The sequence below is a fragment of the Oculatella sp. FACHB-28 genome, assembly GCF_014696015.1.
Lineage (GTDB): Bacteria > Cyanobacteriota > Cyanobacteriia > Elainellales > Elainellaceae > JAAUTN01.
This window is the reverse complement of record NZ_JACJPJ010000057.1, coordinates 122,377-148,060: the sequence shown is the minus strand read 5'-3', so window position 1 is coordinate 148,060 and position 25,684 is coordinate 122,377. Positions and strand designations below refer to the sequence as shown.

Here is a 25,684-nt window from a genome sequence, read left to right as displayed (position 1 = left end):
AATTTTATGGATCGCTCTGCTTTGAGTGACTCGTTGATCTTAGTCCTGTTGCTAGTACCTGCTAGCAGCAGATCTGGGCTGCGGCAACGCAGATACTAAGACTCTAAAAAATAGATGTTGCAAGCTGAAATAGCGATCCAAACCACACAGCATTATTGCCGGAGAGAATTTGTATGTTTGAAGGGCGTAGGCTTCGTCGAACGCTTCTGATGGCCTTGCTAGCCATCGCTGCGATGCTTGGAGTATTTTTTGCAGGCTTTTTGAGTGGTGGGCAACCTGCTAATGCAGAAACCAGACTTGCCGAAGAGATTGCAAAAGAAGTTATTGCTGCTTGTCCGTTAGCAGATCCTTCAGATTCGGCAGCTCGTGATGAATGCGGACAAAAGCTAGGTGATTCTAAGATTCTGTCCGACGCTACAGCCGTTCCTGTACTTTGGGGTACTCAATTACAAAGGAACAACTACAACATCAGGACTTTAAGGACGACAACTCGATTCCATCCCCTTGTCATGTGGCGAGTATATCTCTCAGTATTCATGTTTAAGGGTGACTATAGAATCGAACAGGTTGGGGATGCGAATGCAGGAACTCAGCAAACGATTATCTATTTCCCCTATGAATATCGTAATGATCTAGGTCTAGGCGAATATCCCTATCCATACTGGCACTCCAGAACAAAGTGGGAATCTTTCCAGTTTTCTCCTGAAGTACTTATGGTGATAGAGCAAGGGAAAATCAAAGCCGTGCTGCGTTCAGCAGAAAAAGATCGCTCTCGTGATTACAACTCCAGAACGTGGGATGGTCGCTGGACCTGGATCGGTGAGACCGGGCAACAAGAACCCCGTGTGACGCTGTTCTCCTACTTGCTCTCCGAGGATAATCCCTACACTGAGGAACTTGATCAGACTTACCGTGCATTAGATGCAGAGTCACGCAAGCACGATTGCCAAACTTGTCATAATCCTGGCAACCCCTCGTTTATTGCTCCACTCGGCATCATGAATTACCCAAACCAGGCGCTCTCAATTCGTCATACGATTGTACGAGTCATGGAGTCGAATCGTATGCCGCCAGCAGCCGTAGACAGTGACGGTGAGTTTATTCATGCCGGAATCATTGATGAGGCTGAACGGCGAAAATATCTTGAGCTTGCTAGAGCTTTTGCAGAAGCCGGAGACAAGGCTCTCAAATTTGAAGGACAACCTATTCAGTAAATGAGGTTGTCTCAGGTTAACGGATCATACTAAGAGTGAGGTTTGAGATTTATGGATCGTCGCGAGTTTATTAACTGGGTTGGTTTGTTTGGGATTTCTGCTTCCTTGCCTATCGCCATTGCAGCTTGTACGAGTTCTCCGGAGGAAGAGCAAGCCGCAGCGCCTGAAGCAGCACCTAGTGAGGGGACTGGCACGCTAGAGATGGCACCCCGTGACGATGGGTTTATTCCAGTGGGCAGCTTAACCGCACTACAGGCTTCTCAATCTGGGGCGATCGTTCCTCCTGAGGTGGCTGTTGTGATTGTGAGAAATGCTAATGACCCAACTGCTCCAACCGCAGTCAATCCAAAGTGTACTCACACTGGATGTCTTGTAGAATGGCACACCGCTGTCAATTCCTTTGTCTGTCCGTGCCACAATGCTGAGTTTGACCCAGCTGGAAATGTGACACAGGGTCCTGCCGAAGAACCCCTGCAGACCTATGATGTGAAAGTTGAGGGAGACTCAATCCTGGTGAAGCTCGCTTAAGGGGTCTCTTACTCCATAGCGCTAGTCATCTCAATTAGGACAAGAAAAATAGGACAAGAAAAAGGAGCAGGGCTAAGCCCTGCTCCTTTTTCTTGTCCTAACCTGTATAGCTGTAGCTATACAGGTTTTAATACCGTTTCTCTAAAAAGAGGCTATGGATGGAAGGGCACCCCGCGACGCGGGGTGCCCTTCCATCCATAGCCCTAATTTTTGGAATTGGTATAACTTGGACACACTCTAGAAAATTCGCTTCATGCTGTGTTCATGCTGTGCTTAAGTTGCTATTAAGCTCTCAGTATCTTATTTCAAATGCTGTTTAATGTCTGATCGCATTGAAGATTGATCACAGCACTAAAAGATTAGCCGTTATATTTAGCCCAGCCAAAATACCCCTCCGGGGAGTACTCCCACGTTCCTTAGCCGTTGCGGGTTTTCTAGCAATGCTATATGAACAATTAATGAAAATTGCTAGAAGAGCTTGCTGATGAGGAAAGAGGCGCAATACAATTCGAGTGGGTGTATGACATGTCTTGCATACTTTAAAATACCTAGAATGTGTGAGGCGTAGGTGCATCATCAGTCTCTAAAGATTTTGTAGAATTCAGTAGCGAACTTTTGTCTGTAGTTTTTTATACATCAAACGCGCCTGTTTTGATGATGGTTCAGGATCAGTCTGCCTCCTACAACGTTTTATGCAAGGCTATATATTTTGGATGCATCCTGTCCGCGCTTTAGTTCTTACAGCTTGACAAGACTCGTACAAACTTCAACAATTCACGCTGAAACTATAAGCAATTCACTCAATTAAATATGCCAACTTAATCTTTTAAAGCTTAAGTTGAAGCTTTGTAGCTATTAACCAATTAGGTTACAAAGCAACTTTTTGTTGTTCTTTTTTCCGCACAAATTTGTCGGCCGACTGTACAACTATTTTTACTAAAAAGCATCCTGATTATGGGTGATTTTTCAGTAGTTATGATGAGACGACTTGAGCAAAACTCGCGTAGCATAACCGTTCAGGCAGAGAATTACCACGTTAGAAAATCGAGCAATTCAATGTGATAGTAACTTGTCAGTTTATCTGTAAAGCCAAACATGAGAATTCACCTTCTCACCAATTTTTTGTTCATGGGTTCTCTAGACTGCCGCTGGTTTAACCCAAACCAAAGTAGGAACTGAGCAGCTTAACCATGCTGCTTTAGTTTTAAAGGAAATGGCGTAGCTCTATTCGCTTCAGAGCTTGACTGCCTCGATGCATCTATCCATATCCGATTAGTTGTTCCCACAAGAAATTTTGGAGTAAACAATGGCAACCCTTGGCAACCTAAAGCTCAAAACACGTATCTTTTTGGGATATTTTCCGTCTGTCCTGATCTTGCTCATCTTGAGCGGGGTGACATATTCGTATGTTTTAGACAGAGAAAAACTTAATGAGGAAATTGAAGTTGCCCAAAACACGGTTTTTCAAGCACAGCAGACCGCACTTGGAATTTCTCGAATGGTTAGAGCATTGAGAGGTCAGGTGATTGACCCGAGTGATCCTCATTATCAGGAAGGTTATGAGAAGGGACTTCAAGCATTCCAGCAAGCTTCTGCGGAGTTGATTCCACTGCTCGATGATCCTGCAACTATCGAACAAATGAATACCGTTTTGGTGCAGGCTGAGGAAGTTCAAGAAGTAGCTGGTCAAATTATCACCCTGTCAAAAGCGGGACAATTTGAAGAGTCTAAAGGGCTTGTCACTACAATCATTCTGGATGAAATGGATACGACGGTCAGGGGGATTTTAGATCAAGAAGTTGCCGCTTTAGAAGAGAAAAAGCTTGAGGGGGAAGCATCTAAGAAATTTCTCCTGAATGTAGTATTGGCCAGTTCTGCGATCGCCACTGCTATTACTGCACTTTTAGGTTTTCTGATTGCTTCTGGAATTAGCCGCAAAGTGCAGCAATCAGTTGGAGATATTACGACTTCTTCTAATGAGATTGCGACAACTGTTGAAGAGCAGGAACGGGTCGCTCACCAGCAAGCCGCTTCGGTGAATGAGACAACAACTACGATGGATGAGTTAGAGGCTTCTTTCCGTCAGTCAGCCGAGCAAGCCAAGGCAGCAGCAGCAGCAGCGAAACGGGCACTTGAGCTGACAGAGGGGGGCAACCTGGCAGTGGGAGAGAACCTGGAAGGCATGTTTATGCTGGAGAAGAAGGTCGGAACGATCGCCGAACAAATGTTGCAGTTGAGTGAGCAAGCCCAACAAATTGGCAGTATCTCTCAACTGGTGTCTGATATTGCTAGCCAAACCAACATGCTGGCGCTTAACTCTTCAGTTGAGGCCGTTCGAGCGGGCGAACATGGTAAAGGATTTACTGTCGTTGCTAACGAGATTCGTAAGTTGGCAGACCAAAGCCAAAGGTCTGCCGACAAGATTAACGAACTGGTGTCTCAGATTCAGAATGCGATTAACTCAACCGTGATGGTGACTGAGGAAGGCACAAAAACGGTTTCTACAGGCGTAGATATTGCTAGAAGAACGGAGCAAGCCTTCACCGGAGCAGCAGATGCAGTTAACCAGGTGGTTCTCAATAACCAACAGATCTCACTTAATCTGAAGCAACAGCTGGATGGCATCCAGCAGATTGTTCAGGCAATGGAAACGATCAATCAAGGGGCAAAAGAAACTGCTAGCGGTATCACGCAAGCCAAAGTAGGAACTCAGCAACTGAACGAAACTGCTTTGACGCTCAAGCGATTGGTCTAGAGAGGGTTTCTGGGCATGTTTATCCCTGAGCAAAAGATAGAGTTTAAACCAAGGCAGATACAGAACAACTCAACGATGCTGTTCTGGTTTTGAAAGAAGTGGCGCGGCTCTAGTACTTAATAGTTAGGCTCAACGACTCATTACAACTGATCAATCAATTCAATGCCGCAGGAATTTTTAGGGTAACGATGAAGAATCTCAATAGTCTGAAAGTTAGAACTCGCATCTTTTTGGGATACATGCCCCCTTTAATTCTGCTATTTATTTTGGGTGGAGCTACCTACGTGAATGCGTTGGATCGGGAAAAGCGAAACGAAGAGATAGAGGCTTCATACACCACAATTAATCAAGTCACTCAATTGGCACTTGGTCTAGGCAGAATGGCTAGGATCACGAGAGCAGCGATTGTTAATCCTGAGCAAATTGATTCTTATCAATCTGCTTATCAAGATGGATTTCAGCGCTATCAGCAAGCATCTATAGGAATCCTTGATGTGTTAGAAAACCCCGAGGATAAAGAGAAAATGCAGGCTGTATTAGCAGATGGTGAAAGCTTTGCAGCGGTTGGGGAAGACGTGCTCTCTCTGGTGAGAGCAGGTCAAGTTGAGCAAGCAACTCAGCTCGTAGAAAACTTGAGAGTGTCTACTTTAGACTCGACAACAGATGCAATTTTGCAAGAACAACTGACTCTTCTGAATGAGAAAAAGCGTCAAGCGGAAGCTGCTGGAAATGCTTTGCTCCTGATAGCGGTAGCTGGTACTCTCTCAGCTTCGGCGTTAACCATAGTTTCGGGTGGATTAATTACGGCAGGAATTAGTCGGGCACTTCAGAAATCTATTGGCTACATTACGACTTCTTCCAATGAGATTGCTACGACGGTTGAGGAGCAGGAGCAAATTGCTCACCAGCAAGCTGCTTCGGTGAATGAAACAACCACCACGATGGATGAGTTAGAGGCTTCTTTCCGACAGTCAGCCGAGCAAGCCAAGGCAGCAGCAGCAGCGGCACGACAGGCACTTGAGCTAACAGAGGGGGGCAACCAAGCCGTGGGAGAGAACCTAGAAGGCATGTTTATGCTGGAGAAGAAGGTTGGAACGATCGCCGAACAAATGTTGCAGCTGAGTGAGCAAGCCCAACAAATCGGCAGTATCTCTCAACTGGTGTCTGATATTGCTAGCCAAACCAACATGCTGGCGCTCAACTCTTCGGTTGAGGCCGTTCGAGCGGGCGAACATGGTAAAGGATTTACTGTCGTTGCTAACGAGATTCGTAAGTTGGCAGACCAAAGCCAAAGATCTGCCGACAAGATTAATGAACTGGTGTCTCAGATTCAGAATGCAATTAGCTCAACTGTGATGGTGACTGAGGAAGGCACAAAAACGGTTTCTACGGGCGTAGACATTGCAAGAAGAACGGAGCAAGCCTTTGCTGGAGCAGCAGATGCAGTTAACCGGGTGGTTCTCAACAACCAACAGATCTCACTTAATCTGAAGCAACAGCTGGATGGCATCCAGCAGATTGTTCAGGCAATGGAAACGATCAATCAAGGGGCAAAAGAAGCTGCTAGCGGTATCACGCAAGCCAAAGTAGGAACTCAGCAATTGAATGAAACCGCTCTCAATCTCAAGCGATTGATTTAGGGAGTCTAGTTAATCGTTAGTAATCGGTAGTAGCTAATTGAATCCACTAGTTTGAAGTTGCAGCAGGTAGTTCAGCAAGATTCCTGCTTTCCCAAAAATTCGATAGGGACAGTTCTAAATCAGGGGGCATCATCCCTTCGATCGCCAATGGCATAAGCAATGATGAACTATGAAAATTGATGATGAAGAGCTTCGGGATCTGTACGAACTCTCCAGCCAGGAGCGGCTGCGGAGGCTAGAAGCGGGTTTTCTACGCTTGCAAGAACATCCAGATGATGAAGCTGTTTTAGAAGAGCTACGGCGAGATGCTCACAGCCTCAAAGGTGACTCAAGAAGTGTAGGCGTAGAAACGGTTGAAGCGATCATTCAACAGGTTGAAGCAATTCTAAAAACCGTTCAGACGAAACGAGTTGCTTTAACTGCCATAGTGAGCGATCGCCTCCAGCAAGGACTCCAAGCAGTCAATATGCTGGTTCACGAAGCGGTGACGGGGCAGCAGAGCGAAGTAGACATTCCCCACATCGTTGAACTGCTAATGGCAGCTCATCAAGAATTGGAAACCCAACAGCCTTTTGATCCTGCTATAGAAAATCCGGTTAACTCTGCGGCTCTGTCGAGTTTTATTGACGACGAAGAGCTGCGAAATTTGTATGATTTTTCTAGCCAAGATCGATTACAGAAACTCCAAGCAGGACTGCTTTATCTTCAACGACACCCCAATGATGCTACGACCCTTGAAGAAATGCGTCGCGAAGCTCACGGGCTTAAAGGGGACTCTAGGAGTGTCGGTGTTGAAGATATTGAGGTATTGATCCAACAAATCGAAGGGATTCTCAAGAACGTTCAATCCCATCGGTGCGCCCTTAACACTGAAGTGAGCGATCGCATTCGTCAAGGGCTAGAGGCGATCGGACAACTCGTCCACGAAGCTGTAACAGGACAACCCAACACTGCTGATGTCATTCAAATTTTGGATCAATTGGTGAAAGTCGTTGATTATCCAGAAGAGTTTTCACCGGACTCTCTTTCTCCTGCCCTATCAAGTTTCATAGAAGACGAAGAATTGCGTCACCTCTATGAAATTTCCAGCCAGCACCACCTCCAAAAACTGGAGGAGGGATTGCGATACCTGGAACAGCACCCTACTGATCAGGCAACCCTCGAAGCGCTACAGCAGGAAACCCATAGCATTAAAGGAGACTCTAGAGGAGTTGGAGCGGATGCGGTAGAAACGCTAACCCACCACGTAGAAGAGATTCTCAAGGCTATCCAATTAGGAAGGATTGCCTTCCTTGATGTCAGCGATCGCCTGCATCAAGGACTAGAATCGATTCATAAACTAGTTCAAGAAACAGTCACAGGTCAACCCAGTGCAGTAGATGTGCTGCACTGGGTTGAGCTTCTGTTATTAACCCTTGAGGAAGCATCAGTCTCATCAGAAGCAGAAGTCATATTAGAAACGGCCGAAGCAGAAGCTACTGAAATCACGATTGAAACAGCAGATTTAACCGCCCCACGCGCTGCAACCTTTATCGAGGATGACGAACTTCGAGAGATTTATAAGATTGCTTGCCGAGAGCGACTACAGCGGATCGAGGCAGGCTTGCTGCGACTCGAAAAACACCCCGAAGATGAAGCAACGCTAGAGCAGTTATTGCGAGAAGCCCATAGCCTCAAGGGAGACTCCAGAAGCGTTGGAGTAGACCCTGTAGAAACCCTAATTCACCAAATTGAAGAAGTTTTAGGAGGATTTAAGCACAAACGCATTGCTCTAACAGTGGAAGTGAGCGATCGCCTTTATCAAGGGTTAGATGCGATCGGCAAACTGGTTCATGAAGCAGTAACCGGACAAATCAGCCAAGTTGATACAGCCCAAGTCCTCAACAACCTGGTCGAAACATCACCGGCTCCAGATACTCAGGTACTTGCTCCAGAAACAGTTGCCCCCACTCAAACCCCTGCCGAGCAAACTCTCCTCTCTCCTTCCTCTGAAATTAACGAACTCTACCGCATCGACACTATTCGCGTTCCAACTCGTGATCTCGATGCTTTAATGACCCAAGCTGAAGAACTCACCGTTACTAAAACCAGCATAGGTCAAATCGCTGTGGTGATTGAGGAGATGTCTAACCTTTGGAGAGATTGGAGAAGCAGTAGCAGAAACCAGGGATTGTCCTCTAAAGCCTCCTCCAAGTCCATTGCTTACCAGGAACAGCTAGAGAAAACCATTAACTCTCTCAGAATCTCCGCTCAAGAGAGCAGTACTCGACTCGACAAGATTTCTGGAGAACTCAGAGAAAAAATTCGCACCCTGCGACTGCTTCCTCTTTCTACGGTGTTTCAACCCCTTCCTCGCACTATTAGAGATTTAGCCAAACAGCAATCTAAGGACGTAGAGTTAATCATTGAAGGGGGTGACACCACCGCTGATAAAAGTATTCTTGAAGAAATCAAAGACTCCTTGATGCACCTGGTTCGCAACGCTATTGACCACGGCATTGAGACTCGCAGTGAACGGCAAGCCCTGGGCAAACCCACTACTGCCAAAATCTGGTTAAAGGGTTACCAAACTGATAATAAAATCGTCATTGAGGTTGCAGATGATGGACGTGGGTTAGATCTTGAGAGGATTAAACAAACTGCCCTTAAGCGCGGATTGTATGACTCAGAAGAACTGGCAGCAATGTCCCCAAGTCAGATTCATTCACTCATCTTTGTACCTGGATTTTCAACTCGCAGCTTCATTACAGAAATCTCCGGTAGAGGTATTGGCTTAGACGTTGTCAGAAACAACATTGAGCGGTTGAAGGGAGAAATTCAAATTGAATCCAACCCCGGACAAGGATGCACCTTCCGAATTCAGCTCAACACAACTTTAACAACGATTGATACCGTTCTTCTAGACGTACAGGGGCTCATTCATGCTTTGCCTATTGAATATCTTGAGACAACACTCTTAATCTCTGAAAGTCAGATCTCTACAACTGAAGACAAAGCCACTATTAGCTGGAATGGACAAGATATCCCGGTCGCAGATTTGAGCGAAATGTTGAAACTGTGGGAATCTCACGCTTACACTCCACCCATCACCACAAATCGACGAAAAAGTAATTTGCAGCAATGCGTTTTGCTCAAAGTTGGGGAAGAGCGAGCCGGATTTTTCATTGATCGCCTGTTTGATGCCCAAGAGATTGTAATTAAGCCGCAAAGCCAAGTACTGAAGCGGGTACGCCACGTCGCAGGAGCCACCATTCTGCCAACCGGAGAAGTTTGCACCATTTTGAATGCTCCTGACTTGATCAAATCGTTGAAGGAGCAAAACACTCCTGCGATTGCACTCAAACCCAAAACCGTTCGACGAAAACCGACTATTTTGCTGGTAGAAGACTCCGTTCCAGTTCGCACGCAGGAAAAGCGGCTTCTGGAGAGAGCAGGATACGAAGTGGTCATTGCTGTTGATGGATTAGATGGCTACAATAAGCTGCAAACTCGTTCATTTGATGCGGTGTTATCTGACGTAGAGATGCCCAACCTGGATGGATTATCTCTCACTGCAAAAATTCGTCAACAGCAGGAATATAAGAACCTACCTATTATTCTGGTCACGACGCTAGATTCAGATGCAGACAAGAAAAGGGGCGCTGACGCGGGTGCTGATGCCTACGTGATTAAAGGAAAGTTTAACCAGGATGTGCTTCTAGAAATCTTAGAAAGATTGGTTAATTAAAATGCCCATTCGAGTTTTGCTGGTTGAAGATTCTCAGATTGCTCTCACTATCTTAAAGCGGATTTTAAGCTCATCTCCTGACATTGAGGTCGTAGGAGAAGCCAAATCCGGACTAGAAGCTTTGGCGATGATTCCGGAGGTGAAACCTGATGTGATTTGCACAGACCTCCATATGCCCCGCATGGATGGACTCACTTTTACATCCGAGGTGATGGCACTTTATCCTCGCCCTATATTAGTTATCAGTGCTTCTGTCCAGGACGAGGACACTCATCAAGTTTTCCAGCTTTTAGAGGCAGGAGCCGTTGATATTTTCCCAAAACCCCTTGCTGGTTTAACGATTGACAATCAGGCGTTTGGGAAAGAATTAATCAACAAAATTCAGATCCTCTCTGGGGTTAGAGTTCTCACTAGAAAACGAAAGATTAATAGTAAACCCAAAAAGCTAGAATCAGATAAAGTTTCTGTCTTTCAGCCAGATTTCTATCACAAACCTAAAATTGTGGTTGTGGGAGCATCAACGGGGGGACCTCAAGCTCTTCACGATGTGTTTACTCAATTACCGTCTGATTTTCCACTTCCAATCATTTGTGTCCAACACATTTGTCTAGGCTTCTTGCAAGGCTTGATTGATTGGCTTGCCAACAGTTGCTCTCTACCCATTCAAATTGCTCAGCCAGGAGATCTGCCAAAACCAGGAAAGATTTATTTCCCACCTGAGCAACGACATTTAGAGCTGGACTCTAGAGGGCGATTTATCTGCTCTGACGCTTCACCTTTAGGAGGGCATCGTCCTTCAGTAACGGTTACTTTCATTTCTGCTGCCAAGGCGTATGGGAAATCAACGGTAGGAATTTTGTTGACGGGGATGGGTAGAGATGGCGCGGATGGGATGCAGGCGATCGCCGAAGCAGGCGGTTTTACGATCGCTCAAGATGAGGCGACTTCCGTTGTATTTGGAATGCCTAAAGAAGCAATTAGCCTGGGAGCCGCAAAACAGATTTTGCCGATTCAGGCGATCGCCCCGACATTATTATCCTTACTACACACTAATTCTTCTTATCTAGCTAGTCGTAGAGACTAACAATAGCAAATCACAAAATACTGTAAATCGATAAATGCCGTTGGATCAAGTTTGCAAGATTTTAATGAGGAGTGTTAGGAAACTAAACGTGTCACCAACAGAACCTTTGAGCGCAGAGCGAAGAGAAGCATTTGTTCGGCTCATTGCCAAGCACACTGGCATAGAAATTAGAGCAAGAGATCAGGCAAGTTTAAGCACAAAAATTTCTTCAAGGATGAAGGCGCTTAAATTAGATTCATCAACGGCATACTATCAGCTATTAGAGTCTTCTAATGCCGATGGCCATCAGGAATGGCTAGATCTGGTTACACTGTTGACCAATGGTGAAAGTTATTTTTTTCGTGACACAGAACAGTTTTCGCTTTTACGGAACCAAATTCTGCCTGAACTGATTCAGCAAAATCAAGACAGTAAAACGATTCGCATCTGTAGTGCGGGATGCTCTTCAGGAGAAGAACCTTACTCAATTGCCATCCTGTTAAAAGAGCTTATTCCTGACTTAGAGCAATGGAATTTACTGATTTTAGGTGTAGATATTAATCAGCTCGCTTTAGAGAAAGCAAAAAAAGCAATTTACAGCCCGTGGTCGTTTAGAAATGTTGACCCCGACGTTAAGCAGCAATATTTTCAACTCATTCATGATCGCTATAAGCTTGATCAAAGCATCAAAGAGATGGTGAGTTTTCAGATTCTAAATCTGATCAAAGACGAGTTTCCTCAACAGGATTCTGAATTGAGGGATATGGATTTAATTATTTGTCGTAATGTTTTTATTTATTTTGAAAGAGCGGCGATCGCCAAAGTTATAAGCAAGTTCCACCGCACTCTTAAACCTCTTGGATATTTGCTGACCGGGCACGCCGAACTCTCCAATCAAAATCTCAATCCATTCCAAATTAAAGTATTTACAGAATCACTTATTTATCAGCGTACAGCAAACGATTCAACGACTGCATCCCTTTCATCAACACTAGATGAACAGCAGAGCTATTATGCAGAAAATTTATCCTCTGATACCGATGATGACCTGGGTGACAATCCTCACGTTGGAAGAAGCATCAGAATGCAGCAAATTGCACTCAACTTGCTCAGACAGCTTCCGCCCGATACGACCATTCAAAAATTAGGAAACTTAACTGCTGCCGAACTGATTCTACAGCTAGAAACAGAACTCAAAAGTCTTGACCAGGAACTATCATGAGCCAACAGTCTTACTTTACCTTTAGCGTTAATCAACAGCGCTGCGGCATCGATACAATGTATGTCGAAGAAGTCTTTGCTCTACCCGACATCACTCCCACTCAAAAAGCTTCTCGCGATATTGTTGGTATCATCGATTTTCAAGGGGAGTCCGTGCCGGTCATGGATCTGAACCTGACGCTAGGTCATTCTCCACTCAAGTATCGATTGACGGATAGCTTAGTAATCTTAAAGTGGGAAGACTTGCGTGTTGGCATCATTGTGAATCAAATTGACGACATCAGAACTATACCTGCTCAAGAAATCAACACTGAAATTTTTCATGATCAGGAATGGACAGACGTTGAGCGGAAAAAAATCATTGCTGGAATTATTAGTGACGAAAACATCATTATCTTGAGCAATCCAGGCAACTGGCTCTGGTACGCAGAAATTCAAGAATTGCTATCTACAAAAGATTTTCCAGCAGAATTTCAGACCAACCTGCACGCAGATCAACCGCAAGATAATGGATATGAGGCACCACTAGCACGACAAACAACCCTATTTCCCAATGCAACGCCCCAGGAAAGGGAAATTTTCCGAAAGCGAGCCAACAACTTAAAAGTTTCAGTTCAACCGCAAGACTCAAAAGACCTAAAGCCTCTTGTCGTGGTTGCTTTAGGTGATGATTTTTTTGGCATTGATGTAGAAGTCGTGCGTGAATTTGTAGATGTTCGCAAGGTAACGCCTGTTCCTTGTTGCCCAAGCTACATCGTTGGCAACATGAACTTGCGCGGTGAGATTCTAACTCTGATTGATTTGCATGAATTCTTAGACCCCGCTGAGCGTTCAGTCAAAGCAATTGAGGGTTCTAAAGCGATGGTGATCGAGGTCAGAAATGTGGTCGTTGGGGTAATGGTCAAAGAGATTGGCGATACGATGTTTCTCCTGGATCAACGAGAAGTCATGAAGGGTCCCAACGTGAGTGACTCCATTAACCTCAATAAGAAATACCTCCAGGGAATTGCTTCTTATCATGAGAGAGCAATGACTATTCTAGATATGGAAAGGATTTTCTTTAACAGCGGATTAATCATTGACGAAGCTATTTAATTGCCGGGTCATGAGATTGTGTCGTAGCAGTAATTAGTGATTATTGCTACGGCATACGTTGAAGAGCCTTGTACCAATTTCTATCTCTCTTCTATCACTTTCACAGTACAAAAAGCCTACAAGCGTCTGTTTCCAGGCAAAGCCTGGAAATGCCACTTCGGAGGCTCTGCTTCCATTTACAACGAAGCGGACGCAGAGCCTCTAGAACTGCATTCCTGGCTAAAAGCTAGGAACGAGAGAGACTGAGAAAATTCTCTTCTCCAAAAGTGATGAAAGAGGGCTATAGCAATTCTCAATTGCATGGCATACAGTAGTCCTCTGGAAGCGATCGCCCTCCATCTATCCTCTGCTTGAATCAAAGACTTCCTTTCTGCGATCCCTCATGCAAAAGTCACTCAAGCCTTCGCTGCTTCTAGCTTTGCTTCCATCCTCCGCTCTACTCATCTAGAGATACTTTCGTACAATTTGCAGTAGTTCTTCAGCCCGAGGAGGTTTAGTCAAAAATTCAGTTGCCCCGGCTAGTTGAGCGCGAGTTCGATCAATCGAACCACTTTTAGCGGTTAGGATCACAATGGGTGTCTCCTTAAATGCAGGAGTATCTCGTAAAAACTTGCAGATACTGTAGCCATCTGCGTTGGGCAGCAGTAAATCTAGCAAAATCAGATCAGGCTTATGCTCAATGAGTTGAGAAAATCCTCGCATCGGTTCTGGAATACTTAATACCTGATAGCCTGCTGATGCGAGAATTTTCCTTAACGTATGAGTTAATACAGGACTGTCATCAATACAAGCGATTAACGGCTGTTTCTGGTTGAACTGAGCTAACTGTGCTGAGGATGGCTGTGCTGTTGAAGCCCGTTGGACAGAAACGCCAGCAAGGGGTTGAACAAACGCTGAGAGGGGTAGGTCGGGTACTCTTTGAAATTGTAAAACTCCTTTCTCTACAAGAGAGATGAGGGAAAGGGTCACCTCAATCACCGATTTATCTACCAGAAAGGCAATGTCCCACAGGGTGAAGTTAGCGTTAAGGTATTTATCCGAAATTGGCAGCGCTTGAGGATCTATTTCCTGTTTTACGTTAGGAGCAGTCGCTTGCAGGTTAGATTCTTGCTTGAGGGTTGGGGCAAGGGTTGGGCTCAGATAACCTAATCCAGCCGCGTGCCATTTCTCCTGCATCTTTGCGACTTTGTTGAAGATCGTATACGTTTCAGGAGAAGACAGAGCAATGAGATTACAGAGCGGTGACACATCTCTTGAGCAAGTTTTCCAAGTCTCTTTAAAGTCTGTCTGATTGCTCAGTTCAAATAAACATTCCTGGATAATGCTGCGAACTATCAGCTTCGCTTGAATTAAGCTCAGTCGCTTATGGTTAATGCCTAAGTCAAGGAGTTGATATTCCCAATGCTGATGATCCATTAATTGAGCAAAATCTGCTCCCCAATTCCATTTAGGACAATGCTGTCTTAAGGCTCTATCCCACCGTCTTGCACGATGATATTCATTAGTTGCATAAAGCAATTTACCGTGAAAGATATGAAGGCACCAGATATCTTTACGGCTGTTTAAAAGTAGCTCACCGTCACTCTCATCTCGACCTAATTTTTGTAATTCTTCTGTTAGCTGACTTGGTATCATCTGCAACTAAACCAAATGGTATTTCTTTGAGGTTAGGGATAAGAACAATGCGATCGCCTTAAATATGTAGACCAGTCAAACTACAGCGACAGACAAGTATCCCTTTAAGTTCAAATTTAGAACCTTAAATTTTTCTGTGAATTGACGACTGGAGTTGCTTCACCAAGTAGCTATGAAAACACCAAAACATAAAATAGATTTTAGTATTTTTGGACGCATCTATTGTGCTTATATCTATTGTGTCTTATTCAATGTGGCGATTTGTGGGCTTCCTTCTAATTTCATCAAGCAAACAGCGTTGTGTGAGCTGAACCTCAACAGACGAGTGTACATTCTGTCGTACGTGCAACACATTTTTTTTTACACTTTGATTTGTATCTCACCCGTAACTTTATTGAAGTTGAGTTCAAATCTTTACAAAGTCTCTCAAGATGCGAATTTTCTGCTCAGGTAGCAGAAAATTCATTCAGCCTGGAAAGCTTCTGGGCTAGTGGGTGGATACCATCGCCGCATCCAACAAAAACTTGACTTTGTTGATCAGTTCCAAGGTAGAAAAGCCTTTTGTCAGATAGTCCGTTGCTCCTAAACGTTTTGCTTCGGTGAACCATTCCTCAGACAATCGCGAAGAGATTACCAGAATAGGAGCTGTGACTTTTGCTTGTCGGCACCGATCGGTTAGCGTGAAACCATCCATGTTTGGCATTTCAATGTCTGTGATGATCAGAGTAGGAGTATGTTTTTGCAGCCAGTTCCAGGCTTCCAGTCCATCCACACAGGTATGAGTGGAATAGCCATAGGCGTGCAGGCTAATCTCAAGCCTTCGTCGAATCAGTGCCGCATCATCAACGATGAGAATGGTTGGCGTTGTCTCTTCTGGGTCTGGAACATCAGGTTCAGAAGGCGGAACTTCGGTAGGTTGGGGGAGTTTGGCTGGAGCCGTTAAAAGTTGTTCTAGTAAAGCAGTTGCTTCTAAAACAGGAATCAGGGTGCCATTGGTTTGCAAGCTGACTCCCATTAAACCGTCGGGTCCAACAAGAGGACTGGGGAGTGGATTGATCAGTAAGTCGGCTTGTTCTAAAAGCTCATCAGCAATCAGCCAGATGCCTTGCAAGCTGTCTTGAGGACGAATGTGGAGACAAACTGCTGTGTCAGGTAATGGGCGGGCGTGAGTCTGAGGTCGCCAGTATTCCAGTAGATCTAGTGCAGGAATTGCTTCGGTTTCACTCTCAACCACGCGAGAGTAAACGGAATTTGTTTCTTTCAGGAAAGTGATGTTTAAGGAATCGAGTAGAGCAGTCGTCCTGATCGATTCTGTAGGAATTGCGAAAATGCGATCGCCCGCCTGAAGCAGGAGACAGGGAACCAACAGATGAGGCACCGGAAACTGAAGGTGAAAGGTTGTGCCAACTCCTAGCGTAGTGTCAAGATTTAACTTTCCGCCAATTCGAGCAATCTGAGCCGAAACCACATCCATACCCACTCCACGCCCAGCCGTGATATTCGCGCGAGTCTCAGAGCTAAATCCTGACTGACAAATCACAGATAGTAGCTCAACTGGGGTTTGAGCCTGGGTTAGGGGTAAGCCTAATGCCTCAGCCCTGGTCTGGATTACCTCTGCATCAATGCCGCGACCATCATCTTGCAGAGACAGTTGAAACGTGTTGCCACGTCGTTGAAGGGACAGAGAAATCGTACCTTGCTCAGGCTTACCTTGAGTGAGGCGTTGATCGACAGGCTCTAATCCGTGAGCATAGGCATTGCGAATCAGGTGCAGCAGAGCTGGCTCCAAGTTTCGGGCAGTGCTGACATCCAGTTCAATCTGCTCTCCTTGTACGACCAGTTGCGCGGGTTTGCCGTAGCGAGTTGTCAGATCTCGAAGGACTGCTCTCGCCCGGAAGCTGAGATTTTCGAATGGCACCAGGCGACTATCTTCAACCGTATCTTGAAGCTTGAGCAGGTTGCTATCTAAGTTCTGCAAACTCTCAGCCGTCTGGCGAATCACCCGTTCTGTTTCTCTGCCTAATTCAGATAGCCTTAAGTTTGTTTCTAGCAGTCGGTTAATGGTTGTGTAACCCTGCCGATAGCGTTCGGGCGTCGGACCTTGAGTATTGCGTCTCAGGTTATCTAAAAGGGCATAGTCATCCTGAATTTGGCGAAGATAAGTGATATGTTGGGCACCTTCCTGAGCCAAAGCCACTAGCTGATTGATTTGAGTTTTTAGCGTTTGATAAAATCCACGGGCTGTACGAGCCGTAAGTAAGGTTTCTATTAAATATTGAGCTGATTGATCTAGTTTTTCTAGAGGAACAGGAATCTGAATTTTATCTGCAAGGTCGTTAGAGCGATCGGACGGAGCTTGAAAGATATGCCGGGGAGAAGCAGCAGACGGAGCTTGAGCACCTGAAAGGTTTTGCGCTTGTGCTGAATCTGGAGCAATGGAGTCAGTAGATTGATTCGGCGACTCTGGTAAATCCTCCACTTGTGTCAGGTCAACCGTGATGTCAACCTGCTCAAGCTGGTCGGAGGCTGCATCAGAGGGGCGATCGCTCCAATCTGCTGCCCAGTCCAGATCATCTGAGCCTGAATCAACCTTAAAATCTAACAGGTTAGACTCATCTCCAAACCTATCTAAGAATCCAACTTCTGCTGTTGTCGTTAGGTCGGGTTGGTCAGACGCAGGACTGAGAAAATCGAGGGAATCTTCTTCGAGGACCAGCCCTTCGGCAAGATTCGCATCATCTAGGAAGAGGCTGGTATCAGTCAGGTCGTCGGATTGCTCTGGCTCATCCAGGAAGGAGAGGGGTTGACTGAAATCAAGCAATGCATCATCTGAAGAACTATCTAAAAGGTTTTCTGAAAAGACTTCTGATGTATCGTCTAACTCACTGATCAACTCACTATCCAGTAAATTGAGTGAGTCAAACTGATGTTGTACAGGAGCATATTCTAAAGTTACATCTGAATTCACTTCTCTGTTTGCTGTCCAGTCTTCTTCAGGTACTTCTGTCCAGTTCAGCTCAAAAGCGACCGGAGCACCACTTTGTTTGGCACAAGTTTTTAAGACGTGAAAGAGACGCAACCATTGCGATCGCCAAATTGAGTTTTCTGGACGCTCAAACAGTTGCTGAGCCTGATCAAGCAGTTGAAACCACCCCACCGCAAACTGCAAATCTTGCCCTACCTGCTGAAGTTGAGTCAGCGTTTGCTGCGCCAGGGTACGTGTCATTTCCAGTACAGAACCTTGGGCTGGGGCTTGTTCCAGCGCAATCTCCAGGTCCAGCACAATCATGTCAAATCCCTGATCGGCAAACTCCTGATGCAGTTGTTTTTGCTCATTCCAGGTGGGTAGATATCGCTCCCGCACCTCTCCATGCAGGAATTGAACCCGAGTTAAAATCGGCGCAATTTGAGCAACAGCAGACTCATCTGAAGTGGGTAAATCTAAGGCGCTGGCTAACAGTTCACCTGTTTCTAGTAATGTTTGCTGCAGGTAGCCGTCTGTCAAGGGAGGAGCCAGTTCGAGGTAGCGGAGGTCGGACAGCAAATCTTCTACCACAGTTGCGAGCTTTAGAATCGCTTCAGCCGTGACCGTGACCGCACCTCCTTTGATCGTGTGAATACACCGGTAAAGTTCCCGAATATCACTCGTCCAGGACTCGGCATGGAGCCGCTTAGTAATTTGGTTATAGCGTTGCAGACAGTCTTGCGTATCGACGATAAATAGGGTGAGTAGCTCTTGCTGCAACTGGGCTTCGGCGAGTGCTTCTGAATCTTTTAAAGGATCAACGTCTGAAATCGACATGATGACTAATTTGTGAGCGTCCTTGAACAAAATTCATGGGTTGAATCGAGGCAATACCAATCAGTTCATCAGTTGACCCACATCAGGCTGACTCACTGCAACATTCACAGTACTCGGATGAGTCTCCTCTAAAGCAGAGTGCCCGTTTTGGCGAGTTTGACTGTGAAAGGTAGGAAATGCAGGTGCATGAGATGAGTTGGGGATAGTGCTAGGAGGCAACTTAAAGAAGTCAACCGTCTGGAGCAACATTTGAGCTAATTGCTCTATTTGTTGGGTCTGTGCCTTGGTCAAACTTGCCTGCTCGGATGTTTCAACGGCGATCGCTGCAATAGTACGAATAGACTGCAAAGCAGTTTGCACGGCAGTGGCGATCGCCTGACTGGACTGCACCATCTGTTGCCAAGTTTGATCGACTTGCTCACTCGCCGTTTGAATCGTGTTAAATACCTGCAAAGACTGGTCTACTCCAACGGTAAAGTCACTCACCTGCTGACTAATTTCTTGAACGTCATAGTCCAATCCAGATACCGTAGTTTGAATTTGGTCGGTTCTCTGTTGCAGCAAAATCAAACTTTGGTTGGTTTGAGATGCGAGGTCGTCTACCTGAGCCGCAACCGTTTCAAACTCACGGGTAATGCTGGCAAACTGTTGTGGATCTTGTTGCATTGCGGCCCGGTTTGCCAACATAGACGCATTTACCGCCAAAATCCGAGTCATGGAGGCAATTCGTTTTTGGTCCTTGGCAAATTGGGCCGCCAGTTCCACATAACTGGTGAGCATTTCGACCCGTTTGGTGATCTGGTTTGTGTTTTGCTGAAGGCTACTCATTCCTTCAGAAATAGTGGTGATTTCTTGCTGTCCTTGGAGCGTTGCGGCTTGAGTTAACTGAACTGCTTCACTAGTAGCAGTTATTTGTTGTGCAGCCTCTTGAGATAGGTCATCCACCGTCTCGATCAGGTTTTGCACCTGGATGATGGACTCTGTTTGCTGTTCAGCGTTATTTGAAACAGAGACTGCCGATTTTTCTAACTGGTTTGCCCCTTGAGCAACATATTCGGTGGTGCCCAGGACAATCGCGATGACGTGTCCTAACCGCTCGACCAGGCGATTTAGGGTATTTGCGATTGAGCCAGTCACTCCAGTGCTGCTGCGGGCTTCTACCGTCAAGTCACCTGATTCGATCGCCGCAACCATTCTTAAAAGCTGCTCAACTTCGGTTTGCAGCATTTGATTGGCTTGCTCGGCGATCGCCATCTGCTTTAATTGTTCTTCGGTTTGGACGCGATTAACCAGATCTTGCTGAATTTGTTCCTGATCAAGTTTGAGCTGCTCTAGGGCTTTGAAGAAAGCAGTGGAGATTTGTTCTACTTCGTCTTGCTGCTCTAGGGCCATCTTTTCTGTATCCGTACCAGCTATCCGATGACACTCAGCTAACATGGGCCGCAGGCGGTGATTGAGCGATCGCACCGACAGAGCCACCACCAGTGCTAAAGCCAACCCGACGGCAAGCGTTCCACCCACTGTAATGAGTGCGACCCGGTCAAACACTGCTTCATAGGGCACAAAGGCAACTGCAATCCACTCTCTTTCGGGAATCTGTTCGTAGGCCCAGTACCCCTTCTCACCTTCTAAAATTCCGGCTTGACCTGTCATCTCTGACCAAACAGGTTCTAGCCCCGGAACTGATTGATAGGTGGCTACCGGGTCTGCCTCAGTGGCAGCAGATGGATTGGCAATCACCTGCCCGGTTCTGGTCAGCAGAGCTGTATATCCGGCTCCTTGCGTTACGGGTGCCTCGATTACATCATTGAATGCAGTGGGGTCTAGTTCGACAAACACTGTTCCCAACCAACCTGCACCATCTTTTAGAATCTGAGCATAGTAGGTGGTCTTGTGTTGCTCTTCTAAGGCAGGGGATGACCAAACGTCCTCTTGAGGGACAAAAAAGGTGCGATAGCGATCGCTTTCAGGATAAAAGCTATTGGCTTGAGTTCCGTCTACATAACGAACGTCATTGTAAGGCGGAGACAATAACGTTCCAGCCGCATCTGGTTCACCCGAATCAAGATAGTAGTAGGCAGAAAACCACTGTTGCTGAGGCAAAATACCATTTTGACTTTGACCAACGCCTAAGCCCCTAACAAAACTGGGGCGGTCTTTAAACAATTCAAATAGCAGCTGCCGATAGGTTTCGGCTGAGTTGGTATTGCGAAGATGCAGCGCCAGGATGCTGGTTCTCAGGCTCTCTGCAAAGAGCTCGGCTTGTTCCAAACGACCATCCAAGAGCTGTACTTTATCACTCACAGCTTGTTGGATTTGTGCTTCTGCCTGGTATTTAACGATTTCGCCAAACAGAAAAGTAATGCCACCCACTCCTACCAAAGCGCCTCCCACAACTGAGATAAACAACTTGGTGCCAATCGAGTTGAGGCGAAACCGTTGAATGAGTGGAAGCTGATTGATCGCTCTGAGAAAACTCATTCCACTAGCAGAGTTAGGGGTGGAAGGTCGGGGAGTGTGGGGTGTGAATGACATAAACGATCTGAATAAAGTTCAGGAATATGAAAGTTGCCGAAAAATCGATACAAAACACTTCAAACCGCACACCCTGTCCTGTTTAGACCAACATGAAACCTGCTTGAAACTGTTTAGAGCGATCGCTTAGGAACAGTTTGAGCCGAGAGATGCGTTTCAACCCTGTCCGATGTGTTAGCAGAGATATCCACAGTTGGAACCTTTGCCTGAGAGAGATCTACAGGTGTTTGAATTACCGTTTTGTCGCCTTTTAAGGTTGGCAACTGGAAGAATTCAATACTTTGCAGCAGTTGATTAGATAGCAGATTCATTTCCTCAGACTGAGTGCGGGTGCGTTGAGACAAGCCCGCCGTCTGGGTAGCAATTTCGGCAATGTCTCGAACCACTTGAGCCGCAGACTGAGCCGCATTTACGATTGCCTGGCTGGATTGAGTTACTGCCTCACCTGCATTTACAGTTTCCTCTGTCACCACTTGGACACTGCTAAATACCTGACTGGATTGATCAACCCCTTCAGTGAAGCCTCTCACCAAGCCTCCCAGGTTCTGAATGTTGGCATCAATGATCGAAACTACACTATGAATTTGGGTACTGCGTTGCTCTAGTGTCACCAGTCCTTCGTTGGTTTGCTGCGCCAATCGACCCACCTGATTGGCGATCGAATCAAACTCACGGGCAACAACAGCAAATTGTCTGGGGTCGCGTTGCTCAGAGGCACGAGCAGCGACCAGCGAAGCGTTGAGTGCGAGTGTTTGAGTCAGGGAAGCAATCTGGCTTTGTTCCTGCACAAACTGGTCAGCAAGTCCGACGAATTCGCCTAGCGTTTTCATCTGTTGCACGATCCGGTTAGTACCTTCTTGCAAGACCTCAATTCCTTGCGTCAAAGTAGCGATCGCCCCCTGTCCTTGTTCCACAGTGAACCGCACACTTTCCAGCGAAGTGGTAGTTGCTCTGGCCTTCTCAGCCGAGCTTTGCGCCATTTGCTCAACTTGCTCGGTCAATTGCAAAACCTGAGTAACTGCCTGTGCCTGCTGTTCGGTGTTAGTCGCCACAACTTCAGCCATTGCCTTTTGCTGGTTGGCTCCTTCTGAAACCTGCTGAGCCGCCTCAACCACTTGAGTCACTACATCTGTGAGGCGCTCAATCAAACGGTTAAAAGTATCTGCAACCAGTCCTGTGGTGCGATCGCTCACTCTTGCCTGAGTGGTCAAATCTCCTTCTTCTACTTCAGATACAACGTCTAGCAAATGACTCACTTCTTGCTGCAAAATCTCACTTTCTATCGCAATTGACACCAGGTTTGCGACTGAGGTGACGAATGTTTGTTCATCTGCCTGCCATGCCCGCTCAGCGTTGCGGTCACAGCGAATCACGCCAGCCGTTTGACCCCCAATCTGAATTGGAATGTTTAAGACCGACTGAATACCAGATGCAATTTTCTCATTTGCAAAGAGGTTATAAATTGCAGGGTTAGCAATAGCATTTGTGGTGGCAATCACCGTATCAATCGCCTGAAAATACTCCTTTGCATGAATCGCGGTCAAGATATCTGCATCTTTATGCTGTTTGGTGGAATGGTCATACTGATCCAGACAGGTGAGTCCAGTGCGATCGCTCGTATACACCCAAATGCTGACGCAATCCACCTGGATGGTTTGGGCGATCGTCTCAGTAAAGGCTTTAGCCACCTCTTGAGCATCTCCTTGAATCAGCGCTTCATTTTGAGCCAGACTTGCCAACATATCGTTTTGATGGCTCAACTGCTCCGAGTTTTGGCGCAAGGTTTGCAGCAGGTTTTGAATCTGGGCCGCCATCTGGTTGACGTTGGCACCCAGAATTGCAAACTCATCACTACCCCGCACTGGGATTCGGGCTTCTAACTCACCTTGTCCCAGCTTTTCAACCGTTTTGGTGACTCGCTGAATTGGGTCAGTGGCCCGTTTTGCTAAAAACGCACCCAACGCAGCCGCGACGAGAGCAGTTAGGACTGTACCCAGGGCGATCGCTCGCAACAACTGACCCTGAGGCACAAAAGCAACATTAGATTCAACTGAGGTGACAACGCTCCAATCCAGGTTTGCAGCCGTTCTGATGGGGGCATAGGCATTTAGCTGTTCACCCGTTGCGGACTCTGCTAACCAGGCTTGCTGCCGTTTTTCGGCACTCACTTCAGGGAAAAGGGGAACCGCCTCAGCGATCGCCCCACCTAGTGCATTACTGTCAGTATCAGGTAAGTCTTGGAACACATTGCCTGAACTATCCACCAGCCGGTAGGTTGTTCCCTCGCGCAAGCTCGCTGTTCTGAGAACTGCGTTGCCCACATACTCTACCGGAATCCTGGCTGCAACGACCGCGATTGTTCTTCCAGACTCATCTGCGACCGGAGCCGCTACATAGATGGAGAGCCTCTCTGTGCCATCTACACCCGTCGTTGTATTCGGTTCACTCACAACGGCTTGTTCTGTGCTGAGAACTTGCTGAAAGTAAGCCGCATCTTTCTGATTCAGTTCCCGCGCAGAACCTTGGGATTGGGCAATCACCTCACCCTGGAGATCGTATAAAGCAATACTTGAGTAGGTTCGATAGTCTTGAACAAATGTAGTAAATTCCTCTGATGCAGCTTGCTCCAGCACGGCCCGCTGTGGAGAAGTGACACTAAGATTACCCACTCCCTCATCTTCAATGAGGTGATGGGCGATCGTGGCGACCGTTTTGATGTTAGCCAATCGTTCTTCCAGGAAGCGACTCACCTGGTCAGAAAGCTGATTTGCCTCAAGCAACTTTTCCTCAGCAATCTGTTGAGTAATCGCACTGTCTCCAGAACGATAGGCATACCAACCCACCATCGATACAGGCAGCACACCAAACACAGTTGCCAAAATAGTCGCTTTAACACCAATGCTCAATCCCCTGCCTAGCAGGTAGTCTTTCGAGAGATTCAGACCCGATCTTCTAAGCGATTGTCTTAACTTTGAGGTAGCGATATCCATCATTGCTGGACCTCCAGGAGAAGGCGAAGTTTGAGCAGATGGGGCTGAATTCGCTGTATTTTTAGGAGTATTCTGTTGGGAATCTGATACGTTCTGATGTTGGGCAGGCATAACGATAGGTTCCTACGTTATTTAAGTTGCATGAAAGCGAAAGATATCTAACTAGGAGATATAAACTCACCCAGACTCTGTTCGTTAATTCGATTCCATTGATAAATTCCCTGGCGGAATCCTTTCCAGTTGTCATAAATCCTACGAAAACCGCCATCCTGGCTAGAAAATCCTTCGTATAGCTCCAGGGCTGCGGCTTGTGCGCCATTGATAATTTCGCTAGAGTAAGGGGTCAACTCCGTTCCACTACTCACTAATCGCTGCAATGCCTCGCGATTGGCTGCGTCATATTGCGAGAGCATCATAATCTGAGCTTCAGCAGCAGCAGCTTGCAGAGCTTGCTGATAGCCGGTAGGCAACTGATCCCAGGAGCCACGATTCACAATCAGTTCATAAGTGGTTCCAGGCTCATGCCATCCTGGGTAGTAGTAGAATGGAGCAACTTTGTTTAGTCCTAATTTCTCATCTTCGTAAGGGCCAACCCACTCTGCTGCCTCAATATCATTTCGCTCAAGAGCAGGTGGAATTTCTTCAGGCGGGAGAGTTTGGGCGGCTGCCCCTAAACGCTTCATCACCTCTCCACCCAAACCCGGCATCCGAATTTTTAGCCCCTTCAAGTCAGCCAGGGTGTTTACTTTTCGCTTAAACCAACCTCCCATTTGGTTGCCTGTACTGCCTGCGGGAAAGTTGATTGCGTTGTAGTCGGCATACACTTCCCGCAGCAGGTCTAACCCACCTGCCCCATACATCCAGGCTAGATGTTGGTTAGGACTTAGCCCAAACGGCACACTGGTCGCAAAGGCAAAAGCTGGATTTTTGGAGGTGTAGTAATAGCCAGCCGTGTGACCACATTCGGCAGTGCCCGCCTGGATGGTATCCAAGATTTCCAGAGGAGGGGCAATTCCACCAGCAGGAAAGGCTGTGATCAGAAAATTTCCACCCGTTAACTCACTAACGCGATCGCAAATCAGTTTTGCTATCCCAAACACAATATCCAAGTTTTCGGGCCAACTGGTTGCCATTCGCCACTCAACTCGGGGCTGAGAACCTGATTGAACTTGAGAGCCAAAAAATTGGGGTTGGTTGCTGCACGCAGCTAGAGTGCCTGCTGTAGCGGTGCCAATGGTGAGTTGACGAAGTAAATGTCTACGTTTCACAGTTCTTCTCGTTTAAGGGTGAATGAGGTTTCAAGCAAAACGGTCCAGTTCATATACCATCTTTTGCAGGGTAGGCAGTACTCATACCGATTTAATTTGAGGACGTTGCAGAGGCGTGTAGGGGCGCACCGCAGTGCGCCCTTACAGAAATTGATGTGTTGCGAAATCTATTCAAATCGGTATCACTAACTCTCACAGTTCACGTCCCTAG

General features: G+C 46.5%; 13 protein-coding genes. 8 read left to right on the top strand and 5 right to left on the bottom strand.

What is annotated here, in order from left to right; genetic code table 11:
* Positions 1-173 precede the first annotated feature (173 nt).
* From H6F88_RS11850 to H6F88_RS11815, 8 genes are all read left to right on the top strand, one after another.
* A complete protein-coding gene (locus tag H6F88_RS11850; protein WP_190642938.1) occupies positions 174-1,214 on the top strand; it encodes a hypothetical protein in 1,041 nt (346 codons plus the stop codon).
* A 51-nt stretch (positions 1,215-1,265) separates the two neighbouring features.
* A complete protein-coding gene (locus H6F88_RS11845) occupies positions 1,266-1,742 on the top strand; it encodes a Rieske (2Fe-2S) protein (protein ID WP_190642937.1) in 477 nt (158 codons plus the stop codon).
* Positions 1,743-3,048: 1,306 nt separating this feature from the next.
* The gene (locus tag H6F88_RS11840; protein WP_242050506.1) at positions 3,049-4,497 is read left to right on the top strand and encodes a methyl-accepting chemotaxis protein; all 1,449 of its coding nucleotides are present in this window, start codon (positions 3,049-3,051) and stop codon (positions 4,495-4,497) included.
* A 188-nt stretch (positions 4,498-4,685) separates the two neighbouring features.
* Entirely contained in the window at positions 4,686-6,137 is a 1,452-nt protein-coding gene (locus H6F88_RS11835; protein ID WP_199333562.1) for a methyl-accepting chemotaxis protein, read from the top strand.
* A gap of 169 nt (positions 6,138-6,306) precedes the next feature.
* Positions 6,307-9,864: an Hpt domain-containing protein gene (locus tag H6F88_RS11830; protein ID WP_190642936.1), complete on the top strand. Its 3,558-nt coding sequence runs from the start codon at positions 6,307-6,309 to the stop codon at positions 9,862-9,864.
* A 1-nt stretch (position 9,865) separates the two neighbouring features.
* Positions 9,866-10,948, top strand: a complete 1,083-nt coding sequence (cheB, locus tag H6F88_RS11825) for a chemotaxis-specific protein-glutamate methyltransferase CheB (RefSeq protein ID WP_190642935.1) — start codon at positions 9,866-9,868, stop codon at positions 10,946-10,948.
* 88 nt (positions 10,949-11,036) lie between these two features.
* A complete protein-coding gene (locus tag H6F88_RS11820; RefSeq protein WP_190642934.1) occupies positions 11,037-12,149 on the top strand; it encodes a protein-glutamate O-methyltransferase CheR in 1,113 nt (370 codons plus the stop codon).
* On the top strand, positions 12,146-13,243 hold the full coding sequence (locus H6F88_RS11815) for a chemotaxis protein CheW (RefSeq protein WP_190642933.1): 1,098 nt from the start codon (positions 12,146-12,148) through the stop codon (positions 13,241-13,243). The genes H6F88_RS11820 and H6F88_RS11815 overlap by 4 nt, the downstream gene beginning before the upstream one ends.
* A gap of 444 nt (positions 13,244-13,687) precedes the next feature.
* Here H6F88_RS11815 and H6F88_RS11810 read toward each other — a convergent pair whose 3' ends face one another.
* From H6F88_RS11810 to dctP, 5 genes are all read right to left on the bottom strand, one after another.
* Entirely contained in the window at positions 13,688-14,878 is a 1,191-nt protein-coding gene (locus H6F88_RS11810) for a response regulator (protein ID WP_190642932.1), read from the bottom strand.
* A 487-nt stretch (positions 14,879-15,365) separates the two neighbouring features.
* Positions 15,366-18,680 carry a response regulator gene (locus tag H6F88_RS11805; protein WP_190642931.1) on the bottom strand — a complete coding sequence of 1,105 codons (3,315 nt, stop codon included), beginning with the start codon at positions 18,678-18,680 and terminating at the stop codon, positions 15,366-15,368.
* 60 nt (positions 18,681-18,740) lie between these two features.
* Positions 18,741-21,215 (bottom strand): methyl-accepting chemotaxis protein, encoded by a 2,475-nt coding sequence (locus tag H6F88_RS11800; RefSeq protein WP_190642930.1) that lies wholly within the window; start codon positions 21,213-21,215, stop codon positions 18,741-18,743.
* Between the two features lie 113 nt (positions 21,216-21,328).
* The gene (locus tag H6F88_RS11795) at positions 21,329-24,316 is read right to left on the bottom strand and encodes a cache domain-containing protein (RefSeq protein ID WP_190642929.1); all 2,988 of its coding nucleotides are present in this window, start codon (positions 24,314-24,316) and stop codon (positions 21,329-21,331) included.
* A 47-nt stretch (positions 24,317-24,363) separates the two neighbouring features.
* Positions 24,364-25,473 carry a TRAP transporter substrate-binding protein DctP gene (gene dctP / locus H6F88_RS11790; RefSeq protein WP_190642928.1) on the bottom strand — a complete coding sequence of 370 codons (1,110 nt, stop codon included), beginning with the start codon at positions 25,471-25,473 and terminating at the stop codon, positions 24,364-24,366.
* Between the last annotated feature and the right edge of the window lie 211 nt (positions 25,474-25,684).